Consider the following 23,392-nt stretch of genomic DNA (forward strand, 5'->3'; position numbering starts at 1 on the left):
GATGGAAAGCTTGAATAATATACTCTTCAGCCATTCCTATTTCCTGCGGTTCGACCCGAAGCAATGGGCCTTAGGGCAACCTTATGCGCCTTTGGGCACCCTGTGTGCCGCCGCATTGATGCGCCGCGAAGGTTACAAAGTGAGCCTGTTCGATACCATGTTTTCTGCAGATGCCGATGAAGTAATGCCCGCGTTTGCCCAGAGGCCCGGCTTCTTCGTGATATATGATGATGGCTTCAATTACCTCACCAAAATGTGCCTCACCAATATGCGGGAGGCTGCCTTCAAAATGTGTAAGCTGGCCAAAGCGCAGGGCTGTACGGTAATCGTTTCCAGTTCTGATGCTACCGACCGCTATGCCGATTACCTGGCCGAGGGCGCTGATTTCGTCATCATAGGCGAAGCGGAGCATACCCTGCTGGAATTGTGCAACCATATCAAAACCGGCGGCATGGATTATGCGGGCATTATGGGATTGGCTTACCGCATCTGTGATAAGCCTTTTAAAACGCCCGGCCGCCCCGTGATTAAAGATTTGGACAGCCTGCCCCTGCCCGCATGGGATCTGGCCGATATGGCTAAATACCGCGCCATGTGGCTGCAAAGCGCAGGCTACTTTTCGGTGAATATAGGCACTACGCGAGGTTGCCCTTTTAAATGCAACTGGTGCGCCAAGCCTATCTATGGCAACCGCTATAACTCGCGCAGTCCGCAAAACGTGGTGGAGGAAATTAGGCTGTTGAAGCGGAATTATGGGATAGACCATATCTGGTTTTGCGACGATATTTTCGGCCTGAAACCGGGTTGGGTATTGGAATTTGCCCGCCTCCTGCAAGAGCAACAGATCATCATCAGATACAAGATACAATCGCGGGCCGATTTGCTGGTGGAGGAAGACCTGGTGGCAGCCTTAGCCAAATCGGGTTGTGAAAATGTGTGGATAGGTGCCGAAAGCGGCTCGCAAAAGATACTGGATGCCATGGATAAGGGCATCACCATAGCGCAGATAGAAACTGCTACTGCGTTGATGAAGCGATACCACATCAAGCCCTCGTTCTTTATACAATTCGGCTACCCCGGCGAAACCAAAAGCGATATAGCCCTCACTATCGCCATGATAAACCGCTTGCTGCCTTTCGAGATAGGCATATCGGTATCTTATCCGCTACCGGGCACCGTGTTTTACGACAGGGTAAAAGCCGAACTGAAAAAGAAAACCAACTGGACAGACTCAGACGAAATGGCGCTGATGTTCGCTAACACCTTCCCCGCGCCATATTATAAGCAATTGCATCGTTACGTACACCAAAACTATCATAAGCATCTGGCCCTGAGTAACCTGGCCAGGCTGTTAAAAAATCCTGCAGAACTGACGAAGCAGAGCCTTAAAAAAGCCCTCTCGGTGCTGTACCACACGCCACGTACTTATATGGAAAAACTGAAGTTGAATCGCCTGGAACGTGTGCTATGACAGAGACCATCCATAACGAGCAACTGGCCGGGGCAGCCTTCAGCAATCAATCGGCTGTGTTCGATGACTTGTACGGGGCCGATACCATCATTGCCTACAAACGCAATCGGGTACGCAGCCATGTTTTGCAATACCTAAAACCAGGCAGTCACATATTAGAACTCAACAGCGGCACCGGCGAAGATGCCATGTTTTTTGCGCAGAACGGTCATACGGTTCATGCTACCGATATCTCTGAAGGGATGCAGGAACAACTCCAACGTAAAGTACGATTAGCGGGAATGGCTGGCCGGGTAACCAATGAACTATGCTCTTTTAACCACCTGGAGCAGTTAAATAACAAAGGATCGTATGATCTCATTTTCTCCAACTTTGCAGGGCTCAACTGTACCGGCCAACTCGATAAAGTGCTGGCCTCCTTCTCCCCACTGCTAAAGCCTGGCGGTATGGTAACGCTGGTTATACTGCCCAAATTTTGCCTTTGGGAAATGTTGCTTGTATTCAAAGGGAAATTCAGGACGGCATTTCGCAGGTATTTCAGTGCGAAAGGACGCAAGGCGCATGTAGAGGGCGTGCATTTTACCTGCTGGTATTATCAGCCATCGTACATCAAAAAGCATTTGAAAGCGGGATTTGAGGTGCTTGGCGTAGAAGGCCTTTGTACCATTGTGCCGCCATCGTATATGGAGGGTTTTGCGGAGAAACATCCCCGGCTATACCGGTTTTTGGTGAAGCGAGAGGATAAGCTTAAAGCCACCTGGCCTTGGAAATATATCGGCGATTACTATATCATCTCCTTGAAAAAGAAAGCTTGATTATTGCGCTACGCGCTCCTCGGTTTGCTGCAGCACGTAGGTCAGCTTTTGTTTGTACCGGTCCATCAGCCTCTTTTGGAAGTTTAACGGATCTGGTTTGGCAAAGTGCTTGCCGGTGGCCATACTCATCACCAAGCCACGCATGTTTAGCTTTTTAAGGGAGGTTTTCTTATCCCATCTGTGGGCGGTTATACGCATCAAAGCATCATCCAGCATATTGCCGAAACGGTTATCCAACAGCCATTCTGCAAGCCTTTTTAAAGCGTAATTCCTTAGGGGCTTTGCCGATGCCAGCCGCAGGGTTTTATTGGGCAGCAGGGCGCGGGTCCAGGCATTGGCGGCGTAGAATTTCTCGAAGGTTACATCGCCCTCCAATGGTATCAGCGTATCTGTTTCTATGGCCGTGTAGATGTTCTGCTCGGCAATCTGTAGTTGCTGCTCGTCTATATAATAGTTCATGCAGTAGTGGTGCTGCCGGTTCACCAAAAAGGTAAGCTTTTTAAAGCAGTGCATCAACGTGCGCGCCAACCAAAGCCGGTTTTTGGCGGTGATGATGAATAGGTCGATGTCTGATTTCTCATCCGCAAAGTTCTTGGATAAGGAGCCGGAAATGCCTATGCCCCGTACATACGGGAATTTGATGAGGAAACTACCCACTTCCCGGGCCTTGGCAATCAATTCAGCAGCTTTTTTATTGCCTTTGTTGCGGCGAAGGATAACCAGGTAATCGTTTTTCAGCGAGTAGTATTTATCCAGATGATAAACCATTTTGCCCGCAACCAGGCAATTGAGGGCATCGTTGAAATCGTGCCGGCAATGCCGCTCGCCCAGAAACAGAAAGATTTCGCCGTACGTCAACGGGTAATCGAACATGTCAAAATACGCGAGGGTGGCTAATATGTTTTTTTGGACTGGTGACACGATGCTGCTGAAGATATGTTTTATGCCCGGTTCTTACCCGGATTGTACCTGCTTGTTGCTATAGATATGACGGCGCAAAAGCGTGTTGGGTTGCCTGTTAATAAACTATTTATGCGTTTGCCAGGAAGCGCCGGGTCACCCTGGGCTCGTCGAAGGGGGCGCATAAAGGTCCGCTCGCTATGGTTCGACAAGCTCACCTTGACGCACCGCACAAACATGGAACGGGTAAATGTTTCAGGATCCTACTGGCACTGGACAGGTCGGCCCAATGCTCAACCGCATTGCGCTGCATCAATTTTGCATGTGGGGTGCCGGGATAAACTCGGCACGACCGTATGTTTTAAGTTTCCGCCGCCCAACCTTACCACCCTCTTTTCTCGCCTCACCCGAGAACACCAAAAACGAAAAGAAAAGCGCATAAAAGAAGATGCCCTTATCCACATCAAGCAGATTTTCTGAAAAGGATACCGTAGCAATGATGAGCATAAAACAGAACAACAATATATCGCCATTGCGGATAGCTTGCCGGAAGCCGGAATATAGCGTAGCGAGATATATTAGAAGCCCGATAATCCCGGCTTTTATCAGCAGGCTGATGAACTCGCTATGCGCATTCAGCCCCGCCAGGTACGAGCGGTAGAAATGATGGCCGAAAAATTCTTCCTTCAACAACCCAATCTCCGAGCCTGCGCCATGGCCAATTACGGGTGATTTTGCTGCCAGCTTTAAGGCAAGTTGCCATCGCGCCAGCCTGGGGTCGAAAAGTTCATTGGCTTTGGCTTTGCTCAGGTCGGTTTTCAGGTCGGTAATGTATCGTTCCTTAAAATTATCCATCTGATAAATGCCGGCGATAAGCAAAGCCGAAACCGACAGCGTTACGGCAGTGTAGCGCAGCAGACTTTTGCCCCTTAGGAGGAATAGCGGGATGGCGATATTGATGATGACGAGCAAAGCAACCGATACCGATTTGGAGCTGAGTTGGATGATGCCCGCAGCTAACACAAGGGTGCAGCAAGCGCATAAAACCCGGTAGCCTGCGGACTTCGCCTTAATCAATTCTGTTACTAAATATGCCAGCGCGAGCGCAATTTGCATGGAGAAGAACGTGGCGTGTATCTCTAACGGACCAGCAAAATTATGGTTGGTAAAATCGGCAGAATAGATGGCCGATATCGGGAAATGGTAAAAACGGATGGCGCGGAATGCCTGTATATACAGGTAAAGGATGGCCACCATGCTGCCCAGCGCAAAGGTGAGCATCAGCGGGGCGCGGTATTTCTTCAGGTCGATTGGGTTGAGGCTGAACGCCAGCGGGAAAAGCAGGATGGTGATTTGCTTGCCCCATTCGGCAAAGGCCACAGGCTTATTGATGCTGTAAGTAGTAGCGGCGAGCGTTAGGAAGAATATGGATGCCAGTGCCAGGTTAAGCAGAGTGAACACGGGCTTTACCTCCGCCCGTTTTAAATGGATAAGCGTATGCAGTATAAAGCTGATGAGTATCAGGTGGCTGTAGAACATATCATAAGGCAGGCTCAGCAGCAGCAGGGCCAAATGATAATAGCTTATACGGTTGGCAAGGTTATCCCCGCGCGGGAACAATTCTTTCAAGGGTGTGGGCATGGTAGCATTCCAAAATAAATTCCTCGTACTCGTCTATCACCTTTTCCCAGTTAAACTGGTACTGTATTTTGTGCAGGTTGTTTTTTACCATGGTCCGTTCGGTATCGTGCCGCTGCACGTTCTCTACCAACCGACGTACCTCAGCAGCATTGTCGAAATAAAACGCGTCGCTTTGCAGCACCGATTTATTAAAAGGGTTGTTATGCGCGGCAATGAGGGCCTCGCTGGCCATGGCTTCCAGCAACGAAGGGTTGGTGCCGCCCACGCTATGCCCGTGGAAATACAGGTATGAGTTGTTCTGCAACGAACGCACCACCGAATTATCGAATATTGAGCCTTTGAATTGTATGCGACTATCGTTCCTGAACCGGTGCGTAATGTATTTGCCGAAACGGTTGCCGGTATCGCCCAGCACCTTAAAGTTTTTGGCAGATGCGCTTTCGTTGAAGCCCTCCAAAATTGCCTCGATATTGTTCTCCGGCTCCATGCGGGCCATCAGCAAAAAATAATCCTCTTTTTGGGCATCTGTTTTATCCAATTGCTCGCGCTCTTCTTCCGAGAATAAATCCGCACCGTAAGGAATGTACCGGCTATCGATGCTGTATTTATCTTTAAGGTAAGTGCCGATGACTCTGGAATCGGCAATGTAAAACTGACTATACTTAACGGCCAGCATTTCCGCATACTTCAAAAAGCGCTGCACAGGTTTGGAGTATTTAGAGCGTTTCCACTCCAGCCCGTCCATATTGGTGATGATGGCGCTGTTTGGCGGATACATGCGACCCCAAACCGAACTGCTGGTGTACCCCATCAGCAGCACCACATCGAAGTTGCGGGTGCGGGCATCGCGCAGGCAGTTAAAATCGTAGGCGAACTGGCCGGCGGTGCCTACCAGGTATTCCGGGTCGTAACAGTGCACAATGTCTACCCCGTTCCAACTGCTCGCGGTGTAGGGGTGGTTGTGCGAGTTGTAAACGGTTACCGAGTGGCCCTTTTGCACCAATCCTGCCGAAACATATTCAGAGATATGCTCAAACCCTCCATAGTAATTTGGTATGCCCCGCGTGCCCAATATGCCAATTCGTAGTTTCATGTAGGTTGTGCTATTTGATATGCTTTATAAGTTTGTATAGCTGCCTGTTGCCAGGTAAATTGTTTTAATATCCGTTGCCGCAGGCTTTCGTTAAAAGCGGCCTGGCTTGCCTTTTCTACCGCTGCCAGTATGCTTTGCGGCTCGGCGGGGTTGCAGTAGTAGGCATCGTTGCCAAAGTACTCGCGCGTATCGCCCTTATCGCTTATCACTATATTGCAGCCCATGGCAGCAGCCTCTACCGAGCTTAGTCCCGTGGTTTCGAACCAGCTGGGCAGCACATGCACCCTGGCACGGCGGTAATAATCTACCAACTCGGCCTGTGGTATATGGCTGATGAAGCGTACGTTGTCAGCCGCCATAGCCAGACATTCCCGGTAATATGCCGCATGGTTGGGTGCATGAGCACCTATCATCAGCAGAGTGAAGCGCGTGTTGTTGAGTGCCTTTATCAGGTTCTGCTGATTCTTGATACCCTCTATCCGCGCCACACACAGTACCAGGCAATCATCCTTGCCCGTTGCATCATCGTTGTGGAACAACCCCGGATTAACCCCATTGGGGATAACCCGATACTGCGCTCTATGCTTATAGGCACTGATGAGCCTTTCATATTCAGATACCGAGTTTGGTAGCACTAAGGTTGCCTCGCGTAGTATTTTTTGGATGCTTTTACGCTGGCCGAGCCACAGGTAGGATATGCTTGAGAGATGGTCCTTCCCCATCAGCCAGCGGGCTATGGTCTTTACGTATTCGATACTGTTGACCGGTAATAACCCTAGCAACGCGCGCAAGCCTTTGGCATGGTGCTTATCGTACTCGCTGTAATCGCACAGGATGGTTGAAACCACAAAGGGCTTCCGCGCCTTTTGGCTGTGGTAAAGGATATCTGCCGGGCGTATGATATTGAAGAAATGCAGCAGGTTATATTCCTCATAAGCAATAGCCTCATTGGCCAATTTGATGTCTACCTGCAGTCCCAGCCCGGCAAGGTGCTTTGCTGTTTGCATTACCTGTACCGTATCCCCGCCGGGGACGGTGTGCAAAGTCGACCGTGTGATGAATGCTACTTTCATTATCTGGCTAGATTGATATGCAACCAGTTGATGAATGGTTGCGGCAGGTAACTGATGGCATAAAGCAGGTAATTATCAAGCCGCAGCGGTTGCAACGCAATGGCCCTGGCCATATGGTGGCGGGCCCTTAGCGGCTGGTAATTGTTCAGCAGGAATTTTTTGCCGCAGAGCGCATAGTAGGCCCCTTGCTTGTTTTTGGGCGAGTATTGCCTGCTGCCTATCTGCTGAAGCTCGGCACCTTCATTGGCGGTGATACGCTGGGTTTTGAGCGAGGTGTTTTTTATCGACCTGAATTTTCGGGTGTGCCATTTCTCGTCGATAGTAACCGATTCGGGGTTGAGGCGCACCTTGATTAGGGCTTGTGGCAGGTTGCATGCTTTTTCGGTTTTGAACAGCCCGGCCCATAAAAAATGGTCCTCAAAGGTATAGGCGTGTTCATTATAACCACCTGCCTCAATAACCGCGTCTTTTTTATACATCACGCAGGAGTGTATCATGGGGCATACATCGAATGGGAGGGCCGTGATCTGGTCGCTGCTGTAAGCTGCCAATTGGTGCGTAAACAAAAACTCGCCATGGGTATCAATATAATCCGCCTCAGAGCCTACGATGCTGTAGGCCGGGTTCGCCAGCATAAAATTGTACTGCGTTTGCAGCCGATGGAGGTAACAAATATCATCGGCATCGAAACGGGCAATGTAGGGCGCGCGGGCATATTTCAGTCCTTTGTTCAAAGCAGCGGCAACGCCCTGGTTGCTTTGGTGGATAACCACGATGCGCTCATCGGCGAAAGCGCTGATGGCTTCGAGCGTATTATCAGTAGAGCCATCGTTAATAATCATCAGCTCAAAATCGGTAAAGGTTTGCGCCAGTACCGATGCAATGGCTTCGCTAATGTACTTGCCGGCGTTGTAGGCAGGCATCAGTACGGTAATCTTTGGCTCAGGCATAAGCTGTGGCTCCTTCCTGCCCTTCGGCTGTTTCTTTGATATTGAGGAATAGCAGCAGTTCGAAAAACACGATGATGGATAACTGCTCGAACCAATAATCTACCAACAGTACCGCCAGCATTAGCGCCAGTGTGGGCAGACCGTAGGTGAGCTTTTTGTAATGCCGGGCAAAAAACCATATGTAATAAACGGCAAAGGCCAATAACCCGAGCAGGCCGTATTCTGCTGCTAACTGGTTGTAAACCGAAAACGGACTATTGGTAAGCGAATGCAACCCCGTTTGTTTGCTGAAGAAATCGAGGTACACATCCAGATGGTTTTTTAAGAAATCGGGGTTGATGTAGATGTACTTATGCGGATAGCCACCCGCAATCCCCAGCCCTGTTGCCCTGAATGCCAGCTTCGACGAGAAATTGCCGATGCCGTCGCCCGCGAGTATCCGGGCGGGATGCTGCAACAAGAATTTACCCGTTTGCAGCATGCTGATAGCCTTGCCCGGCAGTTGCGGTACTTTCACTGTTTTGGCAGAGATAGGCAATGCGGCATCGTGCGTGTTGATGAAGCGGATGAGCGGCTGCTGCGCGGCCTGCGGCACCTTTATGCTTTGAAAACGAGCAGTGTGGATACTGTCTTGCGGCAGCATAATGCGCCCTTCCTCGTTACGGATGATCGGCTTTACGGCCACCAGGGGAGGCTTGTCTTTGGTGTCTTTGAGGTATTGGGCAGCGCTTAGGCTATCCAGGTAAAGCTTCGCTATTTTCTCTTTCCTTTCGTCGGGGGTGAGTACCGAATCAGGGCGTTGGGTAATGGGCAACACGGCGGCGGTTGGCTGCACTGCAGCCGGATGGGGTTTTTGCTTTTCGAAAGCATTCTTGATTGTTTCGGCTACGTAAATATTATTCTGCGGCGATACCTTCACCATAAACACCACCATGAACATGAGGCAGGTAACGATGAGGCTTTTTTGCGCACGGGTACTCCTGAAAGCAAATAGTGCGGCGAGTATCAGCAATAAGGTGATGTTGACAAAATTACTGCCACAAAGGAGTAGCGTTGCCATGCTAGCCAACAGCATAACAGGTTTTTGCCGCACCAAAAAGTAAATAACGCCCATAGCATTCAGCGCGGCGTTGGTGGTAGAGGTATCGAAGCTGATGCCCTTGATATAATCGCCGGTGCCGATGAAATACTTTTGGTAATTGCCTTGGTAAGTGTAGGGGTTTATGGCGTGCGTTTCCCAGATGATAGCCAGCAGGTTGCCGGCCGATACCGCTACATTGATGATGAAAAACAGCAGCAATGTGCGGTGGATGGTTGCGGCATCGTGTTTTTCTACAGAAAGTTTAACATGGTGCACAGCCAGTATGCACAGCAGCCAGAAGAATACCCCCGTGATGATGACAATGATATAGTTGATATCCTGATACCCCCGGTTGATGATGAGCCCGGTAAGCGAAAGCACGATGATGAGCGGATAAAACAAGGGCAACCGCGAGTTTTTAAGGCTGAAGCCGAATTTAAAATCGAACTGCAACAGGTAGATGATGGCGATAGCCGGGATTTTTACTGCAAGCTTTACGTTGAGAAAAAGCAGCAGCAGGGCCAGTAGCTTCCAATCGGCATAGCTTTTCCATTTTTGCAGGTAGGGGTATGTGAGGCTGGTGGCCATTGATCTTAGCGTTGTTGTTTAGATGCGTATGCGGAATACTTGGTGCGATAGCACCACGTACGCCCCGGTTTGCTATAAGCATTACGCCAGGGAATTGGGTATGGTTGCCTGTGCGGACAGGCCTTCCGATAATTATGCTGTAAACGCGGCCCTGGCCACCGCTGCGTCGCCGACTTTTAGCTGCCGGGTGAGGAATAGCAGCAGCACATACAATAGGGAAGCCAACGCCAGGGCCAGCCAGCAATTAAACCCCAATTGCTTTGCCGCAAAGCCGCTGAACAAAGCACAAGCTATGCAGATAACCAGATTTTGCCAAATACGGTTTAACGCTTTGATTTGGTTATGGCTGATATAAAACGCAGCCTGTACTATGCAGGAGGCCAAAAAACCGAAAGCAGCGCCCGGGTTGCCGTATAAGGGTATCATAATAACATCCAACACAGCGTTTACCAGGAAAGTGATCACGAAACCTTTAAGTATCATCTTCATTTCGCCTTTGGCGAAAAAGATGGTCCACAGGAAATTGTTGAGGTATAAAAAGGGGATGCAGAGGGTGAGGATAAAAAGCGCGAGGCTGTTTACCGCGCCGTATTTGCCGGCAGTAACCCCATCTACAAGGGGCGACCACAGCACGTTCAATACCAAACCCGTAAAGGCGGCGATAACCATTTCGGCACGGCAAAGATTTTTAAGAGCGGTAGTGTCTACAGCATGATGCTTGAACATTTTGGTAAAGCGGGGGATAAGCAAGGGTGCGATGGCCAGCAGGGGCAGCGTGCTCATCTCGAAAACCTTGTAAGCGAAGCTGTATTCGGCCAGTTTTACAGCCGATGCCATCAGGCCGATGAATACCCAATCGAAACGGGCCATGGCCGAGGTAAGCAGGTTTACGCCCGTTTGCGGTAACGCCTCGCGCAGCAGCGCAGCATATTTTTGCCTGTGCCACATTAAGCGGAAGGTTACCTTAGTGCTGCGGCTAAAAATGACGACATTGATGATAAGTTCCAACACATCCCCCGCAATAAAAACCAAAGCAGCATTGCGCAGGCTGATGAGGTGCAGTAAAGCGAGCACTGTTAAAGCAATGCATCTCACCAGGTTTGATACCAGCAGCATGGCCGCCAGTAACCTGAACTGCTCCAACCCGCTTGCCGCCTGCTTGAACGGGGTACTGAAATATATCGTCAGTTTACCGGCGCCAATCAGCAAAAGCAGGAGGAAGAAGCCCGTGTTTGCCGGGGCCAGCCAGTAGGCCAGCAACAGCAGGCCGTAAAACAGCAAGCCGGTAAGCACCACGTGCGAAAGATAAAGCGATATTACCTCTCCGCTATCCTCGCCCGAGGCTATCTTGCGGATGGATACCTGATCGATACCGAAAGAGAGCAGGTTAAAGGCCATCATCAATATGGCCAGGGCCAGGTTCAACATACCGAAGCCGTTTTTATCCAGCCCGGTAGATAGCAGGTAAAAAATCGCCAGACCGGCCAATTGGTTAATAGCCAATTGCAAAGTATTCGCCGAAAGGTTTTTGAAGAGGTTGCTTTTCAAAATGAGCGGTATTCTACGGCCAGCTTTTTAGCTACCGGCTGCTTATCCGAAGATAGGTATTTGCGGCTTTGCAAAAGCTTTAGGTACTGATATTTAAGGCGCGTATTTTCATAAAGCATCAAAGCAATATCCAGCCCCTCCAAGCCATCTAAAAAGCCCAATCGCAGGATGTAGCTCATCACAAAACCGAACGCCGCCGAAAAATGGCATTTGAAAAAGCCTGCCTTTTTGCCCTCGTTGGCATATTTGGCCGCGCTTAAACGGGCATAATGTACAGCCTTTTGCCTGCACTCCTCCATATTGTTTACCGAGTAATGGTGCAGGTGCCCCGCCAGTTTAACTATCTGCGCGCCGGCAGGCAGCAGCAAGGTTTCGTGTACTTCGGTTTCTGACCATCTTACGCGGCTGCGGTCGAACAGGCGGCGGTGATGATCGCGCCCCCAGGTGCCGTACCTGATGCGCTTTTGCCCAAAGTAGGAGCGGAAGGCGATATCATAAACCACATTAGGGTCTTTAAACACGAGTCTGTGCAGTTGCTCTACCAGTTGCGTGTCGGCCACTTCGTCGGCATCTATGCTCAATATCCAGTCGTGCTTTGCCAGTGCTATGCCTTTGTTTTTGTTGGCACCGTAACCATCCCAAGCCTTATGGTAAACACGGCAATTAAAGGCGCGGGCAATGGCGATGGTATCGTCGGTACTGCCGTTATCTACTATGACGATATCATTGCTTATCAAGCTTGCCATCTCGAGACAGCGGCCAATAATAGCCTCTTCATTCCTGGTGATAATTACGACGGAAACCGGTATCATGCGAAGATATTGTATATATTGACGGATAGTATTTGCCCGCTGCGCCCAAAGGCCGATGCATGGCTCTATCAATATATCGTTTGTGAAGCGTGCGGGGTTGCCTTGCTGTTTCCCGGTAGGAAAATAAATATCGGATGATTTTATCGGGCGACGATTAAGGTGTTTTAAATCAGTAATTTAAATATTTTTTAAATAAACAGGCAACCTTTAGTCCCGAAGCATCGTGATGTAGGAAGATTAGGTTAAATTTATAGGCGCGTAAAATTTAATTCCCGGCATGGGCGACGAAGAGCTACATCAACTGATACAGGGCTGCATAAAGCAGGACCGGAAATGCCAGAAGATGCTGTATAAGGCATTCTACGGTTTTTCTATGGGGATATGCCTGCGCTATGCTAATGACCGTGAGGAGGCTGCCGAGGTAATGAACCAGGGCTTTATGAAGGTGTTTACCCACCTGCAACGGTTTGATACCACGCGGCCTTTCAAAGCATGGCTGGGGCGCATTATGATGAACGTATCGATAGATTACTACCGGGCAAACCTCAAAATGGCTTATACCGACGACCTGGACAAGGCAGAGCATTTGACCGATGGCGAACTGGTTGACAGCAACCTCAACTACGAGGATTTGCTGCGTATGGTGCAGCAGCTGCCACAGGCCTACCGCACGGTGTTTAACCTGTTTGCCATAGACGGGTACTCGCACGAAGAGATCGGCGATATGCTGAACATCAGCCCGGGAACGTCTAAATCTAACTTGCATAAGGCGAGGCATAAATTAAAAGTGATGATTTTAAAAGCAGACGAAGCGGCCAATAACAGGGGCAACAACTACAACGGGGGGATGAATTACAACCCCATCGTAGCTATGTGTGGCAGCGAAATCAGGAACGCTTTTTTTAATAACGGTATCAGGAGATGAAAGAGGGGCAGGATAAAATAGATAGCTTATTTAAAAAGCGGTTAGAAGACCCTGCCGACAACCTCGCCTACAACGAGGATGACTGGGATGCCCTTGAACAAATGCTGGATAAAGGCAAAAAGCGCCCTTTTATGGTGTACTGGCTGCCTATAGTTAGCAGCATAGCGGCCATGTTATTGTTGGTTTTGGGTTGGTGGTTTTTTAAACCCACGCAAACAACGGTTAAAAAGGATGATACGGTAGCGGTGAAGCCTGCCGTAAAAGGTGCAGATACCACGGGGATAAATAAAACGCAAGCCCTACCGGTTAGCCCGCAAGGCCGTGTAGCGGTTAATCCGGCACCCGTCGCACCAAACGGCAATACAGGGAATGATACCATGGACCCATTGTACCAAAGCAAACACCCTGCACCAACAAGGAAAGCGGGAGCGGCACTAAATACAGGCGAAAGGATATTGGCAAACTTCGGCTTAAAAACGCAGCCGCAACAGCAGCAAAATACATTGCCTGCTGCAGGCCAAAAGGATACCGTGCCGGCTACTCGGGTGGATAGAGTTGCTGTACAGCGCGATACCACGCCACCGGTCTTGCTCAACGGTGCTAAGGCGGATAATAGCCAGCCTGTCGTTGCCACGACGGCACCTGCGCAAACGCCTGATAAGCCGAAAATAAAGGTTAAGCCGCTTAGCTCCGGCAGGCCGCAGTTTGCCATCAGTGTGTTGGCTTCGTCAGATATAAACGGGGTTAATTCGTTTCAGCAGAGTAAGGTGGGCAGCAATTTTGGGGTGATGTTATCGGTTAGCGTTAAAAAGTGGACGTTTACTACAGGGGCGATGTATGCCATTAAACCCTACGCAACAACGTTTGCCAATTACAGCACGGCCTACCAGTTCAAAACCGCCCCAACCAACGTTACGGCCGATTGCCGCATGCTGGATGTGCCTTTGAACATTGCTTACCAGGTTTATCAAAACCGCAAGAACAAGTTTTCGCTGGGCACGGGGGTATCATCATACTTTATGCTGCACGAGAACTATAAATACACTTATAGCTCGGCATATCCGAATGGCCCGGCCAGCTATACGGTGGCTAACCCTAAAAACTATTTGTTAAGCGTAATAAATGTAAACGCCACTTTCGAGCGGCAAATCAATTCAAAATTCAGCCTTAGTGTGCAGCCGTATATGAAACTGCCCATAAAGGCGGTTGGTTACAGCCAGGTAAACCTGCATACCGCAGGGGTGGCCGTCGGCTTCAACTGGAACATCAATTCATTCACCAAACCAAAGTAGCATGAAGTACATTGGCCTTATTTTACTTGCCTGGTTAAGCATCAAAAACCAGGCAGGGCAGGACCTCTATGCCTGTAAAAACGCGAAAATCAGTTTATTTTCAACCGCCCCGCTGGAAGATATCTCGGCAGTGAGCAACAGCGGCACATCGGTTTACAACCCCGCCACCGGCGATTTAGCCTTCAGCGTGAATATCCGCTCGTTCCAGTTTCCCAAATCGTTGATGCAGGAGCATTTCAACGAGAATTACATGGAGAGCGATAAGTATCCCCGCGCCGCCTTCAAGGGGAAGATACAGGAAGCTATCGACATCGCTAAAAACGGCAGCTACCCTGTAAACGTAACCGGCGAGCTGGATGTGCACGGCGTAAAACAAACCCGCACCATCCCCGGTACGGTGGTGGTGAACAACGGTGCCATCAGCATGTCGGCAGAGTTTATGGTGAAATGTGTAGACCATAAAATCGATATCCCCACGCTGGTATTTAAGCACATTGCGGAGACCATCAAAATGAATGTTTCGGCTTCGTACACGGCAGTAAAGAGCAAAAAAAACCAATAACAATATGATGAAAAAGTTAATACCCCTGGCAGCCTGTGCATTGATAAGCACCGGGCTGTGGGCGCAAACCACGCCCGCCAAAAGCGGCAACGCGGCCGATTCGCTGTTGAACAGCATGAATACCGATACCAGGGCCGAGCCCGTTATCGCCACCTTTAAATCTACACGGTTAATACTGGGTGCCACTACCGAAACCGTGAAGAAGAATAACCTCAACTTTTTGGTGATACACCGCTTCGGTGATATCGGCGGCTCGCAGGGTGGGGGAAAAACCTTTTTCGGGTTAGATAACTCCAGCGATATCTACATCGGTTTTGAATACGGCGTAAGCGATAACCTCGATATCGATTTCGGCCGCAGCAAATTTGCCCAGCAGATTGACCTTGGGCTTAAATACGCCATGGTACACCAAACGTCAGATGATGCCACGCCTTTTGCCGTAACACTTTTGGGTAAGGCTGGGGTGAAGGCCTACGAGGCCAACAACGGCGAGTTCCCCACCTTTGCCGATAGGTTTGCCTATGTAGCGCAGGCCATCATCGCCCGTAAATTTTCATCCAACTTCTCGCTGCAGATAACCCCGACTTTCGTGCGCGATAACTCGCCCTTCCCATTCCTGGCAGGCAATGAGCGCGGCTTTTTTGCCATGGGCATTGCAGGGCGGCTTAAGGTGACCAAGCGCATGGGCATCGTAGTCGATTATGCGCACCCTTTCTCCTCCTTCCGCAGTAATGCCACGGGCGACAATGCCTTTTACGACCCACTGGGTATAGGTATAGAGATAGAAACCGGCGGCCACGTGTTCACCATAGTGTTCAGCAACGCGAAGGCTATCTCCGAAACCAGCTACCTCAGCGCCAGCCAGAGCGATTGGGGCAAGGGCCAGTTCCGTTTGGGTTTTACTATCTCGAGGATGTTCAGTTTCAATAAAAAAGCAAAAACAGCTTATTAACCCTACTAAATAAAGAACCATGGAAAGACACGAATTCTTGGCCAAGCTGGGCATAGGCCTGGCCGCCGTTTGCACAGGATGCAGTTTAGTATCCTGCGGCAGCAACGCCAAAAACGCAGACCCAACGCCCAATGGCGACGGCAACCTATTCACCGCCAACCTCAGTAGCGAACTGCTGAACGTGGGCGATAGCAAGGTAGCCAACGGTGTAATACTGGCACGCATTGCAGCGGGTAACTCGGCCGACGCATTTTCGGCAGTGCAGGTAGCCTGCACGCACGAGGGTACATTTATCAACTATAACGCCGGGTCAGCCATTTACATCTGTCCGCTGCATGGTAGCAAGTTTAGCCAAACCGGTGCCGTATTACAGGGCCCGGCCTTAACTGCGTTGAAAAAATACAATGTAATCATAGATGGCACCAGCCTTAAGGTGAGGGCTTAAGATAACTGTTGTTTGATAAGGGGCGCAGCCTATTCCTGATAAAGGGTAGGCTGCTTTTTTATTGTTGGCGGGTATCCGTAAATAAATGCTACTTTAGTTTCTGTAAACCTAAGCTATATATGGAAAACCAGCGTGCAACACGCAAGCAAATACACATCATCAGCCGGTACAGCAACTGGCCAGCCGCAGGCATTAAACGTACCTTAAAGGAAAAGGGCATCTACGCCGACAAAGCAAAATGGGCCCGGTTCACCAATATTACCCTGCTCGGCCTGGGTACAGCCTTCGCGGTGGCGGGCATCATTTTCTTTTTTGCTTTCAACTGGCACCAACTGCACAAATTCGCGAAGCTGGGCATAGTGCAGGGCCTGGTTATTACCGGCGTTTTGGTGGCGCTTTTTACTAACCTGAAGCCCGTGGTGAAAAAGATTATCCTTACCGGCGTGTCTTTTTTGGTTGGGCTGCTGTTCGCGGTATTCGGTCAGATATACCAAACCGGTGCCGATACTTACGATTTCTTTTTGGGTTGGAGCGTGTTCATCTTTATCTGGGCCATAGTGGCCGAGTTTGCGCCTTTGTGGCTCATCCTTACCCTGCTCATCAACACCACTATAGTTCTTTACAGCGAGCAGGTGGGGCCAAGCTGGCCCACTACTACGCTTTGCTTGATATTGTTTGCACTAAACGTGGCCATAATAGCTTTGGCACAATGGTATTACCGCAACTATGCCGATAAAGTGCCTGTAACCCTTTTCAGCAAGATAGTAGCATTGGCTGCGGCCGGCTGCATTACCATCAGCATTGTTAGCGGTATATCTTTCAACTATTACGAGGCAGGCCCGGATACGCTTTGGCCGGCTCTATTATCGATGGTGTTGGTGTACGGCTTTGCGGTACGTTACAGCTTCCGAAACAAGTCGCTTTATTACCTGTGCATTATCCCGCTCAGCATTATCATCATTATTACATCGTGGATTATTAACCTGTTTCATGAAGATTCCGGCGGCACTTTTCTCCTCATCGCTCTTTTCGTCGTCATCAGTATTACCGTATTGGTAAACGCGCTCATCACCTTAAATAAAAGCTGGCATGCAAACCAATAACCATACAGACGCGCTGATAAGCCGCTTAACAGAAGAACATGGCGAACAGTTAGCCATCAATAGGGATGCTGTCGATAAAGAACTGGCGGCCGATGCGGAGGCTTACCAGGGCCTGGGTATTAAATTGCTATCTATTGGCGGCGGCCTGCTGGCCACTTTTTTCTTTTTGGGTTTTGTGGGCCTGGTACTGAGCCAGGCGGCCGAAGCTGCAATGTTTTTTGGAGTGATAGTGATGGGCGGAGCCATCTGGTTGAACAAAACATCAACCAACACCATTTTAGATACCGTTTTAATAAGCTCTTACCTGGCCAGCTATGGCATGATTGCTTTTGGCATGGTGCAATTGCATGTAGATGCCAACCCCATTGCAACGGTATTACTGATATTGGCTGTTATTACCTGCATGGTTACATCGGGGTATATGCTCAATTTCTTTTCTGTGCTGGTAGCTTCGGGTTGCTTGTTTGCTTTAGTTTTGATAAACGATGCCTATGAAATAATGCACCTGCTTACCCTGCTATTGGCCTGGAGCTATGCCTGGTTATGTTTGCAGGAAACAGCTTTGATAGCGCAAAACCCGCCGCTTAATGCCCGCTACATGGCTTTGCGCAATGGCCTGCTTTTTTCATTTATTGCCATACTGGCCTACCTGGGTGTTGCTGATTTTCGCAGCAGCTCCTTACAGGATAATTATATATCGGGGCTTATCATTATTGCGGTAAATGCTTTTGCATTATATGCCATAGTGCAGTCGCTTGCACTTAGGGCAAAAGATAAATTGATTGTTTACATGCTTGGCGGCCTTGTGCTGGCATCTACTGTATTTGCGCCCGCCATTTGCGGGGCCTTGCTTATCGTCTTCCTCAGTTTCCATACCGGCCACCGTACCGGGCTTGCAGCCGGCCTGGTGGCGTTGGTGTATTTTACCGGCCAGTACTATTATGACCTTAGTTACACGCTACTCATAAAATCAGAAATAATGATGGCCTCGGGTGCGCTGTTCTTGCTGGCATGGTTTATCCTTAAAAAACAATTGAAGCGTTATGAGCAAAACTAAGCACATCATCATCGTCCTCAACCTGCTGCTATTGCTGGGCTATTTCAATTGGAGCATAATGGCCAAAGAAAAAACGCTGAGCGCCGGCAAGAGGGTATTGCTGGAACTGAAGCCTGTAGACCCACGATCGTTGATGCAGGGCGACTACATGGGCCTGGCTTATAAGCTAAACGATTTGCCGCCGCACGCAACTATAACAAAAAGGGGTTATTGCATAGTTAAGCTAGGTGCGCATGGCGTTGCCCACAAACTCCGCTTACAGAATGAGTTGAAACCTCTTGCAGCCGGCGAAACAGCCATTAAATACTTCTTTAGCGGCAACAACTATTTCGCCGATATACATCTGGGTGCCGAATCGTTCTTTTTTGAGGAGGGGCAAGGCGAGCGTTTCGAAGCCGCCAAATATGGGGCTTTAAAGGTTGATGAAGCAGGCAACAGCGTTTTGGAAGGTTTGTATAACGAACATTACCGGCTTATTAAATAAGCTTTAGTGCTTAGAATGAGATTTGGATGGCACTTATTAAAAATCAATTAAATATTAGCTGTTAATCTGTAACCACCGCAATTTTACCCCCTGCGGCGTTACTATCCATCAGGCGGTGGGCATCGGCAATTTCATTCAATTTAAACACGCGGCCAATTTTCGGTTTTAAAGAACCAGCCTCGATATCATCTAAGAAAGCCTGGAAATGTTCCGCGCCTACCCTCAACTGACCGCTATCATAAACCGTTAAGTTTACTGCCGCAGGGATATATTCCATCGGCGCAAAATCCGCGAATGACCATTGTTCAGACAGCATCCCCGTCATACATACCGAGCCACCTGTTGCCGCGCATCGCAGCGAGTCTTTTAAAGTAGTAGCGCCTACCAGTTCCAGCACATGGTTTACGCCGTCGGGGTGTATAGCCCTTAGTTTTTCGGATATGTTCCCATCATCAATGGTTACTTCATCAGCGCCGTTTTCTAGCAGCGCATTTTTGCTTTCCGGTTTCCGGGTGGTGGATATTACGCTTAAGCCTGCATTTTTAGCTAATTGAGCAGCTAACAGGCCGATGGACGATGTGCCGCCCCTAATGAGCAAGCTTTCGCCCTTTTTTATTTTCAAGGCAATGTGTAACGAGCCGTAAACCGTTTGGAACATTTCGGGAGTGGCCCCTAATACCTCCCAGGGCAGCGTACTATCGAAAGGGATTAAGATATTTTTGGGTAACACGGTATATTCGGCATAACTGCCATCATAGGCCCTGCCCATTTCGCCCATAAAGGCGGCGACTTTCCGACCGGGTTCGAGTTCGCCTGATGGGTCGGCAACAACTTCGCCCACGCACTCTATACCCAATACCCGCGGAAATTGAACGCCTGGCGATAAGCCTTTGCGGGTCATCAGCTCCGAGCGGTTCAGGCCAAAGGCTCTTACTTTTATCAGTATCTGGCCGGTGCCGGGGGTAGGTATGGGCCGCGCTTCGATAACGAAGTTTTCAGGACCGCCTGGTTGATGGAGTACTATAGCTTTCATGGTGATCATTTAATTAGACGGAACCGCACCGATTTGCTGCAGCAAACTCAGCAGGTCGGGCTGGCCAAATTCTTCGATGATTTGATTACCTGAAAAACGATAAAAGTTCATGGCGCGTACTTCTATCGGTTTCCCCGTTGCGGGCACCCCAAAGAAAGTCCCGCGGTGTGTTCCGCGCATCGTAAACCGTGCAGCTACCTGCTCGCCTTCAGCTACCATGTCATCAAGCGTCCATTGGATATCCGGGAACCCTGAACGCATCATCTGAACGATGTCTACGTAGCCGGCAGGGCCTTGCAAGGGCTCGGCGCGACCGGGGACGAAAAACAGCGCATCGGGAGAAACTAATTCTTCGGCTAAAGTTTCGCTTGCCGTGTTAATGAATTCTACAAAACGATGCATCGTTTTTTTATTGCTTATGCTTGTCATTTTAACCTTATATATATGGCAAAAATGGGCGGTTTATGGCAAATCAACCCATAAGGTATCTTAATAAATACCCTTAAGATGCTTTAAGCATTCAGCCTTTTAGCACCCTGTTTTTGCGGATGGTGCTCAGAAATTCGGGCGTGATGCCAAGGTAGGAGGCTATCTGCGTATTGGGTAAACGATTGCTAAGGTTAGGGTATTGCTGTAGGAAATTTTCGTATCGTTCTTCGGCAGATGAGCTGATGGTTTGCAGCACCCTGTCTTGTAAGGCTATGTATTTCTGTTCGATAATTACCCTAAAGTTATGGTCGATTTTATGGTAGTTGATATATAAGTGTAATAGCTCATCGTGTTTTATCTGCAACACTACCGTTGGCTCAACCGCTTCAATATACAGCCTGCTGGGTTTTTCGGCGTAAAAGCTGCTGAGGTCGGTAGCCCAATCGTTCTCGGCCGCAAACTGGATGTTGTGTTCTTTGCCGTTCTTATCAACTGCGTACATTTTTAAGCAGCCCGAAATAACAAACGTGAAATGCCTGCAAACATCGCCATGTTGCAGCACAAACTGGCGGCGTTTAATGCTGCGCTCGCTAAAGCGCGAAGCAAGGGCATCCTCCTCCTCGGCGTTCAGCGGGAAATAATCTTTAAAGTAGGCGACTAGTTTTTGTATCGGCATCCCTCTGTCATATGAGCTTTTGCGTGGAAGCGGCAGGACTCATATAACAATATTACAAAAATACCGGCGAAATGCAGGCATAGGGTACAAAATGCAAAGGGTTTTACGGTGCCTTCGGTTTATCATGTGGCGGTCTTAATGGGGGATTTCTCCCCGCAATTTGCCTGTGGTTTGTCATAATTACCTGCACCCTTTACGCTATACACGTTATAACCTTAAATTTGCTGCCTTTATAATTAAGACAGGCCGATGCATAAGTATATAGCTATTTTTTTACTCCTGTTCAAGATATCTCCCGTTGCGGCGCAATACGATTGGAAACTGAAAACCGAGAAAGACGGCATAAAGGTTTACACCAGCCTGGTGAACGGGTCTAAATTCAAGGCCATTAAAGTAGATGCAGAGCTGGATGCCACGCTATCGCAGCTGGTGAAGGTTTTGCTTGATGTAAAGGGTTGTACCGACTGGGTGTCGCACACCAAATCGTGCACGCTTATTAAACAAGTTTCGCCGGCCGAGCTTTATTATTATTCGGAGATTGACGTACCCTGGCCCGCCACCAACCGCGATTTTGTGGCCCACCTAACCGTGCGCCAGAACGCCGAGACCAAAGTAGTTACAGTTGATGGCCCCGCCGTAGCCGGTTTTGTGCCCGTGAAAGATGATATTGTGCGGATAACCGCCTCAAAAGGTGAGTGGGTGATTAGCCCCGTAGCAAAAGGCAAAGTAAGAGTGCTTTACACCCTAATGGTAGACCCTGCCGGCAACATCCCGGCGTGGCTCATTAATTTGCTGGCCACGCAAGGGCCTATGAATAGCTTCCAGGGTTTGAAAAAACAACTGCAAAAGCCGGAGTATACCAAGGGGGCGAGCTTCATAAAAGATTAATTACCGCGTTTTATTGGGTGTAACCTCAATTGGTTAAATGGCGTCTCAAGCCATTATCACCTTATCATGCGCATCAAACTTTCCTTCTCCTACATCATCGCTTTCCTGTTATTGGTATTGCTGATGCTCGAACTGCACGAACTTGTGCACATCACTACGGGCCGCATCATCTGCGGAACCTGGGGCACCCGCGACTTTAACGTTTGGCAGCTATGTGCCGATTGCGAAAACGCACACCCTTTATCCTGGGTGGCTACCCTTACCGGGCCCTTGTTTTCTTTTATGCTGATGTGGTTGGGGATGTATTGGCTGTATTCGGCAAATGTGAAAATGCGAGCTTTGGGTTTTGCGTTGATATTCGCAAACATCCCTTTCGGGCGAATCAGCCAGGCCATGATGGGCGGTGGCGACGAAATGGTAGTAACCCGGTACCTGCTTAAAGGTACTTTAAGCCACACGCAAATGGTATGTTTATGTTCGGTGGTTTTGTTGTTATTGGGGTTACCGCCAATTATCAAAGCCTGGCGCAGTATCAATAATAAATATGCCTGGGTGTATTTATTGGGGTTTTTAACGCTGCCGCTGGTGTTTATATTAAGCTATGTGCTTACTTTCTTAAATTCCCTGCTGAATGGCGGCTTGCTGGCTACTCCATGGGTGATGGGAACACCATTGCTGATAACCTTACATACTTTGGCTGCTGCGGTGTTATTTGCGCTGTTTTATAAACGCCTGCTATTGGTTGGCGTAGATGCTTAATCTTCCGGACTTGCGGGTTTGGGTTTGGTGTTTGCCTTAAGCATCACCCTTCCTTTTTTGGTTAAGGTGCAGGCCGGCGAACGGTCGTTCTCGGCACCTTTGGCAATATCTATCAGGTTGTAGGCCCTCAGGTCTTTAAGGTCTTCTTTGCTGATGTGGATGGCCATGCCTTTTTCAGCAATAACTTTAAGCGCTGCAACTACCTCGTCGTGTTTCATGGTGTTTTATTTACGGGGCAAACCAATGTTTGCATGCAATACTCAAATATATCACATTATAAGCAACAAAGGTAAACTTAAAGCGCATTGCTGGGTAATAAAGCTACAGGTAAAAATGGCAATGTGCTAAGATAACTCAAGCTCCAGCATCGCCGAAAATTTCGCGCCGTCATCGGTAATAGCCAGTTGTGCTTGCCGGAGTACAAAATATCCAGCCGCCTTTTCATGTTTTTAAACCGATGCCCTCGCGGGCCAGCGAGGTAAGGTTATTTAACCCGCCCGGCAATATTACCAACGGCTGCGGCATATTTAGGGCCATGCAGGCAGATACGGTAAGGTCGGTGTTGAGTAATTAGGGGACGGCAGCCGCTCTTTTCACCATATCGTCATTGCGAGCCGCAGCAGGGGAGATTTGTAAAGCGACTCTGCTAGTCGGTGGTTGCCGCGCTTCGCAGCAACGACGAATGTGGCTAAGTTCAAGATAGTTTGAGGTCCCCGCAGGTTACCTCCTCAAGGATTGAACGGTATTTTAAAACTAGGAAGTCGATAATGATTTATAATCTTAAAAATCCGTTACTTTAACTTTATGAATGCACA

Annotated in this window: 24 protein-coding genes; 12 read left to right on the forward strand and 12 right to left on the reverse strand. The window is 49.1% G+C overall.

What is annotated here, in order from left to right:
- Window position 1 precedes the first annotated feature (1 nt).
- Together AC1DXC_RS00060 and AC1DXC_RS00065 are read left to right on the forward strand one after the other, a co-directional pair.
- On the forward strand, window positions 2-1,471 hold the full coding sequence (locus tag AC1DXC_RS00060) for a B12-binding domain-containing radical SAM protein (protein WP_477457074.1): 1,470 nt from the start codon (window positions 2-4) through the stop codon (window positions 1,469-1,471).
- Window positions 1,468-2,286, forward strand: coding sequence for a class I SAM-dependent methyltransferase (locus tag AC1DXC_RS00065; protein WP_477457075.1), 819 nt, complete (start codon window positions 1,468-1,470; stop codon window positions 2,284-2,286). The genes AC1DXC_RS00060 and AC1DXC_RS00065 overlap by 4 nt, the downstream gene beginning before the upstream one ends.
- Here AC1DXC_RS00065 and AC1DXC_RS00070 read toward each other — a convergent pair whose 3' ends face one another.
- The 8 genes from AC1DXC_RS00070 to AC1DXC_RS00105 all read right to left on the reverse strand — a co-directional run bounded on the left by AC1DXC_RS00070 (window position 2,287) and on the right by AC1DXC_RS00105 (window position 11,972).
- Window positions 2,287-3,207, reverse strand: a complete 921-nt coding sequence (locus AC1DXC_RS00070; RefSeq protein ID WP_477457076.1) for a nucleotidyltransferase domain-containing protein — start codon at window positions 3,205-3,207, stop codon at window positions 2,287-2,289.
- 291 nt (window positions 3,208-3,498) lie between these two features.
- On the reverse strand, window positions 3,499-4,827 hold the full coding sequence (locus tag AC1DXC_RS00075; RefSeq protein ID WP_477457077.1) for an O-antigen ligase family protein: 1,329 nt from the start codon (window positions 4,825-4,827) through the stop codon (window positions 3,499-3,501).
- Complete coding sequence (locus tag AC1DXC_RS00080; RefSeq protein ID WP_477457078.1) at window positions 4,787-5,920, reverse strand: DUF1972 domain-containing protein; 1,134 nt, start codon at window positions 5,918-5,920, stop codon at window positions 4,787-4,789. Before AC1DXC_RS00080 ends, AC1DXC_RS00075 begins: the two co-directional genes overlap by 41 nt.
- Window positions 5,917-6,993, reverse strand: a complete 1,077-nt coding sequence (locus AC1DXC_RS00085; RefSeq protein WP_477457079.1) for a glycosyltransferase family 4 protein — start codon at window positions 6,991-6,993, stop codon at window positions 5,917-5,919. Before AC1DXC_RS00085 ends, AC1DXC_RS00080 begins: the two co-directional genes overlap by 4 nt.
- Window positions 6,993-7,943, reverse strand: a complete 951-nt coding sequence (locus AC1DXC_RS00090) for a glycosyltransferase family 2 protein (RefSeq protein ID WP_477457080.1) — start codon at window positions 7,941-7,943, stop codon at window positions 6,993-6,995. The genes AC1DXC_RS00085 and AC1DXC_RS00090 overlap by 1 nt, the downstream gene beginning before the upstream one ends.
- Window positions 7,936-9,612 carry a hypothetical protein gene (locus tag AC1DXC_RS00095; RefSeq protein ID WP_477457082.1) on the reverse strand — a complete coding sequence of 559 codons (1,677 nt, stop codon included), beginning with the start codon at window positions 9,610-9,612 and terminating at the stop codon, window positions 7,936-7,938. The genes AC1DXC_RS00090 and AC1DXC_RS00095 overlap by 8 nt, the downstream gene beginning before the upstream one ends.
- A 132-nt stretch (window positions 9,613-9,744) precedes the next feature.
- Entirely contained in the window at window positions 9,745-11,160 is a 1,416-nt protein-coding gene (locus AC1DXC_RS00100) for an oligosaccharide flippase family protein (RefSeq protein ID WP_477457083.1), read from the reverse strand.
- Window positions 11,157-11,972: a glycosyltransferase family 2 protein gene (locus AC1DXC_RS00105; protein WP_477457084.1), complete on the reverse strand. Its 816-nt coding sequence runs from the start codon at window positions 11,970-11,972 to the stop codon at window positions 11,157-11,159. Before AC1DXC_RS00105 ends, AC1DXC_RS00100 begins: the two co-directional genes overlap by 4 nt.
- A 277-nt stretch (window positions 11,973-12,249) precedes the next feature.
- Between AC1DXC_RS00105 and AC1DXC_RS00110 the strand changes: the two genes are divergently transcribed.
- From AC1DXC_RS00110 to AC1DXC_RS00145, 8 genes are all read left to right on the forward strand, one after another.
- Window positions 12,250-12,897, forward strand: a complete 648-nt coding sequence (locus AC1DXC_RS00110; RefSeq protein ID WP_477457085.1) for an RNA polymerase sigma factor — start codon at window positions 12,250-12,252, stop codon at window positions 12,895-12,897.
- Complete coding sequence (locus AC1DXC_RS00115; protein ID WP_477457086.1) at window positions 12,894-14,189, forward strand: porin family protein; 1,296 nt, start codon at window positions 12,894-12,896, stop codon at window positions 14,187-14,189. The genes AC1DXC_RS00110 and AC1DXC_RS00115 overlap by 4 nt, the downstream gene beginning before the upstream one ends.
- 1 nt (window position 14,190) lies before the next feature.
- On the forward strand, window positions 14,191-14,751 hold the full coding sequence (locus tag AC1DXC_RS00120; protein WP_477457087.1) for a YceI family protein: 561 nt from the start codon (window positions 14,191-14,193) through the stop codon (window positions 14,749-14,751).
- Between the two features lie 4 nt (window positions 14,752-14,755).
- On the forward strand, window positions 14,756-15,703 hold the full coding sequence (locus AC1DXC_RS00125) for a DUF5777 family beta-barrel protein (RefSeq protein WP_477457088.1): 948 nt from the start codon (window positions 14,756-14,758) through the stop codon (window positions 15,701-15,703).
- A gap of 19 nt (window positions 15,704-15,722) precedes the next feature.
- The gene (locus AC1DXC_RS00130) at window positions 15,723-16,148 is read left to right on the forward strand and encodes a QcrA and Rieske domain-containing protein (RefSeq protein ID WP_477457089.1); all 426 of its coding nucleotides are present in this window, start codon (window positions 15,723-15,725) and stop codon (window positions 16,146-16,148) included.
- A gap of 119 nt (window positions 16,149-16,267) precedes the next feature.
- Window positions 16,268-17,251: a DUF2157 domain-containing protein gene (locus AC1DXC_RS00135; protein WP_477457090.1), complete on the forward strand. Its 984-nt coding sequence runs from the start codon at window positions 16,268-16,270 to the stop codon at window positions 17,249-17,251.
- Window positions 17,238-18,308 carry a DUF4401 domain-containing protein gene (locus AC1DXC_RS00140; protein ID WP_477457091.1) on the forward strand — a complete coding sequence of 357 codons (1,071 nt, stop codon included), beginning with the start codon at window positions 17,238-17,240 and terminating at the stop codon, window positions 18,306-18,308. Before AC1DXC_RS00135 ends, AC1DXC_RS00140 begins: the two co-directional genes overlap by 14 nt.
- Entirely contained in the window at window positions 18,295-18,792 is a 498-nt protein-coding gene (locus AC1DXC_RS00145; RefSeq protein WP_477457092.1) for a GDYXXLXY domain-containing protein, read from the forward strand. The genes AC1DXC_RS00140 and AC1DXC_RS00145 overlap by 14 nt, the downstream gene beginning before the upstream one ends.
- Before the next feature lie 61 nt (window positions 18,793-18,853).
- Here AC1DXC_RS00145 and AC1DXC_RS00150 read toward each other — a convergent pair whose 3' ends face one another.
- The 3 genes from AC1DXC_RS00150 to AC1DXC_RS00160 all read right to left on the reverse strand — a co-directional run bounded on the left by AC1DXC_RS00150 (window position 18,854) and on the right by AC1DXC_RS00160 (window position 20,930).
- Complete coding sequence (locus AC1DXC_RS00150) at window positions 18,854-19,825, reverse strand: zinc-binding alcohol dehydrogenase family protein (RefSeq protein ID WP_477457093.1); 972 nt, start codon at window positions 19,823-19,825, stop codon at window positions 18,854-18,856.
- A 9-nt stretch (window positions 19,826-19,834) separates the two neighbouring features.
- Complete coding sequence (locus AC1DXC_RS00155; RefSeq protein WP_477457094.1) at window positions 19,835-20,254, reverse strand: ester cyclase; 420 nt, start codon at window positions 20,252-20,254, stop codon at window positions 19,835-19,837.
- A gap of 91 nt (window positions 20,255-20,345) precedes the next feature.
- On the reverse strand, window positions 20,346-20,930 hold the full coding sequence (locus AC1DXC_RS00160) for a Crp/Fnr family transcriptional regulator (protein ID WP_477457095.1): 585 nt from the start codon (window positions 20,928-20,930) through the stop codon (window positions 20,346-20,348).
- A gap of 249 nt (window positions 20,931-21,179) precedes the next feature.
- On the opposite strand from AC1DXC_RS00160, the gene AC1DXC_RS00165 reads away from it, so the two are divergent.
- Both AC1DXC_RS00165 and AC1DXC_RS00170 read left to right on the forward strand, forming a co-directional pair.
- Entirely contained in the window at window positions 21,180-21,818 is a 639-nt protein-coding gene (locus AC1DXC_RS00165) for an START domain-containing protein (RefSeq protein ID WP_477457096.1), read from the forward strand.
- A gap of 66 nt (window positions 21,819-21,884) precedes the next feature.
- Window positions 21,885-22,577 carry a hypothetical protein gene (locus AC1DXC_RS00170; protein WP_477457097.1) on the forward strand — a complete coding sequence of 231 codons (693 nt, stop codon included), beginning with the start codon at window positions 21,885-21,887 and terminating at the stop codon, window positions 22,575-22,577.
- Here AC1DXC_RS00170 and AC1DXC_RS00175 read toward each other — a convergent pair.
- Entirely contained in the window at window positions 22,574-22,795 is a 222-nt protein-coding gene (locus tag AC1DXC_RS00175; RefSeq protein ID WP_133229858.1) for a hypothetical protein, read from the reverse strand. The two genes, AC1DXC_RS00170 and AC1DXC_RS00175, sit on opposite strands and share 4 nt — an antisense overlap.
- Window positions 22,796-23,392: the final 597 nt, after the last annotated feature.

It is taken from the genome of Mucilaginibacter sp. P2_D11 (assembly GCF_056404435.1).

Excerpts from the sequence above, each read along its gene's own strand:
- AC1DXC_RS00060 (WP_477457074.1), top strand. The coding sequence starts at position 2 with ATGGAAAGCTTGAATAATATACTCTTCAGCCATTCCTATTTCCTGCGG.
- AC1DXC_RS00065 (WP_477457075.1), top strand. The coding sequence starts at position 1,468 with ATGACAGAGACCATCCATAACGAGCAACTGGCCGGGGCAGCCTTCAGC.
- AC1DXC_RS00075 (WP_477457077.1), bottom strand. The coding sequence starts at position 4,827 with ATGCCCACACCCTTGAAAGAATTGTTCCCGCGCGGGGATAACCTTGCC.
- AC1DXC_RS00080 (WP_477457078.1), bottom strand. The coding sequence starts at position 5,920 with ATGAAACTACGAATTGGCATATTGGGCACGCGGGGCATACCAAATTAC.
- AC1DXC_RS00085 (WP_477457079.1), bottom strand. The coding sequence starts at position 6,993 with ATGAAAGTAGCATTCATCACACGGTCGACTTTGCACACCGTCCCCGGC.
- AC1DXC_RS00090 (WP_477457080.1), bottom strand. The coding sequence starts at position 7,943 with ATGCCTGAGCCAAAGATTACCGTACTGATGCCTGCCTACAACGCCGGC.
- AC1DXC_RS00095 (WP_477457082.1), bottom strand. The coding sequence starts at position 9,612 with ATGGCCACCAGCCTCACATACCCCTACCTGCAAAAATGGAAAAGCTAT.
- AC1DXC_RS00105 (WP_477457084.1), bottom strand. The coding sequence starts at position 11,972 with ATGATACCGGTTTCCGTCGTAATTATCACCAGGAATGAAGAGGCTATT.
- AC1DXC_RS00110 (WP_477457085.1), top strand. The coding sequence starts at position 12,250 with ATGGGCGACGAAGAGCTACATCAACTGATACAGGGCTGCATAAAGCAG.
- AC1DXC_RS00115 (WP_477457086.1), top strand. The coding sequence starts at position 12,894 with ATGAAAGAGGGGCAGGATAAAATAGATAGCTTATTTAAAAAGCGGTTA.
- AC1DXC_RS00120 (WP_477457087.1), top strand. The coding sequence starts at position 14,191 with ATGAAGTACATTGGCCTTATTTTACTTGCCTGGTTAAGCATCAAAAAC.
- AC1DXC_RS00125 (WP_477457088.1), top strand. The coding sequence starts at position 14,756 with ATGATGAAAAAGTTAATACCCCTGGCAGCCTGTGCATTGATAAGCACC.
- AC1DXC_RS00130 (WP_477457089.1), top strand. The coding sequence starts at position 15,723 with ATGGAAAGACACGAATTCTTGGCCAAGCTGGGCATAGGCCTGGCCGCC.
- AC1DXC_RS00135 (WP_477457090.1), top strand. The coding sequence starts at position 16,268 with ATGGAAAACCAGCGTGCAACACGCAAGCAAATACACATCATCAGCCGG.
- AC1DXC_RS00140 (WP_477457091.1), top strand. The coding sequence starts at position 17,238 with ATGCAAACCAATAACCATACAGACGCGCTGATAAGCCGCTTAACAGAA.
- AC1DXC_RS00145 (WP_477457092.1), top strand. The coding sequence starts at position 18,295 with ATGAGCAAAACTAAGCACATCATCATCGTCCTCAACCTGCTGCTATTG.
- AC1DXC_RS00150 (WP_477457093.1), bottom strand. The coding sequence starts at position 19,825 with ATGAAAGCTATAGTACTCCATCAACCAGGCGGTCCTGAAAACTTCGTT.
- AC1DXC_RS00155 (WP_477457094.1), bottom strand. The coding sequence starts at position 20,254 with ATGACAAGCATAAGCAATAAAAAAACGATGCATCGTTTTGTAGAATTC.
- AC1DXC_RS00160 (WP_477457095.1), bottom strand. The coding sequence starts at position 20,930 with ATGCCGATACAAAAACTAGTCGCCTACTTTAAAGATTATTTCCCGCTG.
- AC1DXC_RS00165 (WP_477457096.1), top strand. The coding sequence starts at position 21,180 with ATGCATAAGTATATAGCTATTTTTTTACTCCTGTTCAAGATATCTCCC.
- AC1DXC_RS00170 (WP_477457097.1), top strand. The coding sequence starts at position 21,885 with ATGCGCATCAAACTTTCCTTCTCCTACATCATCGCTTTCCTGTTATTG.
- AC1DXC_RS00175 (WP_133229858.1), bottom strand. The coding sequence starts at position 22,795 with ATGAAACACGACGAGGTAGTTGCAGCGCTTAAAGTTATTGCTGAAAAA.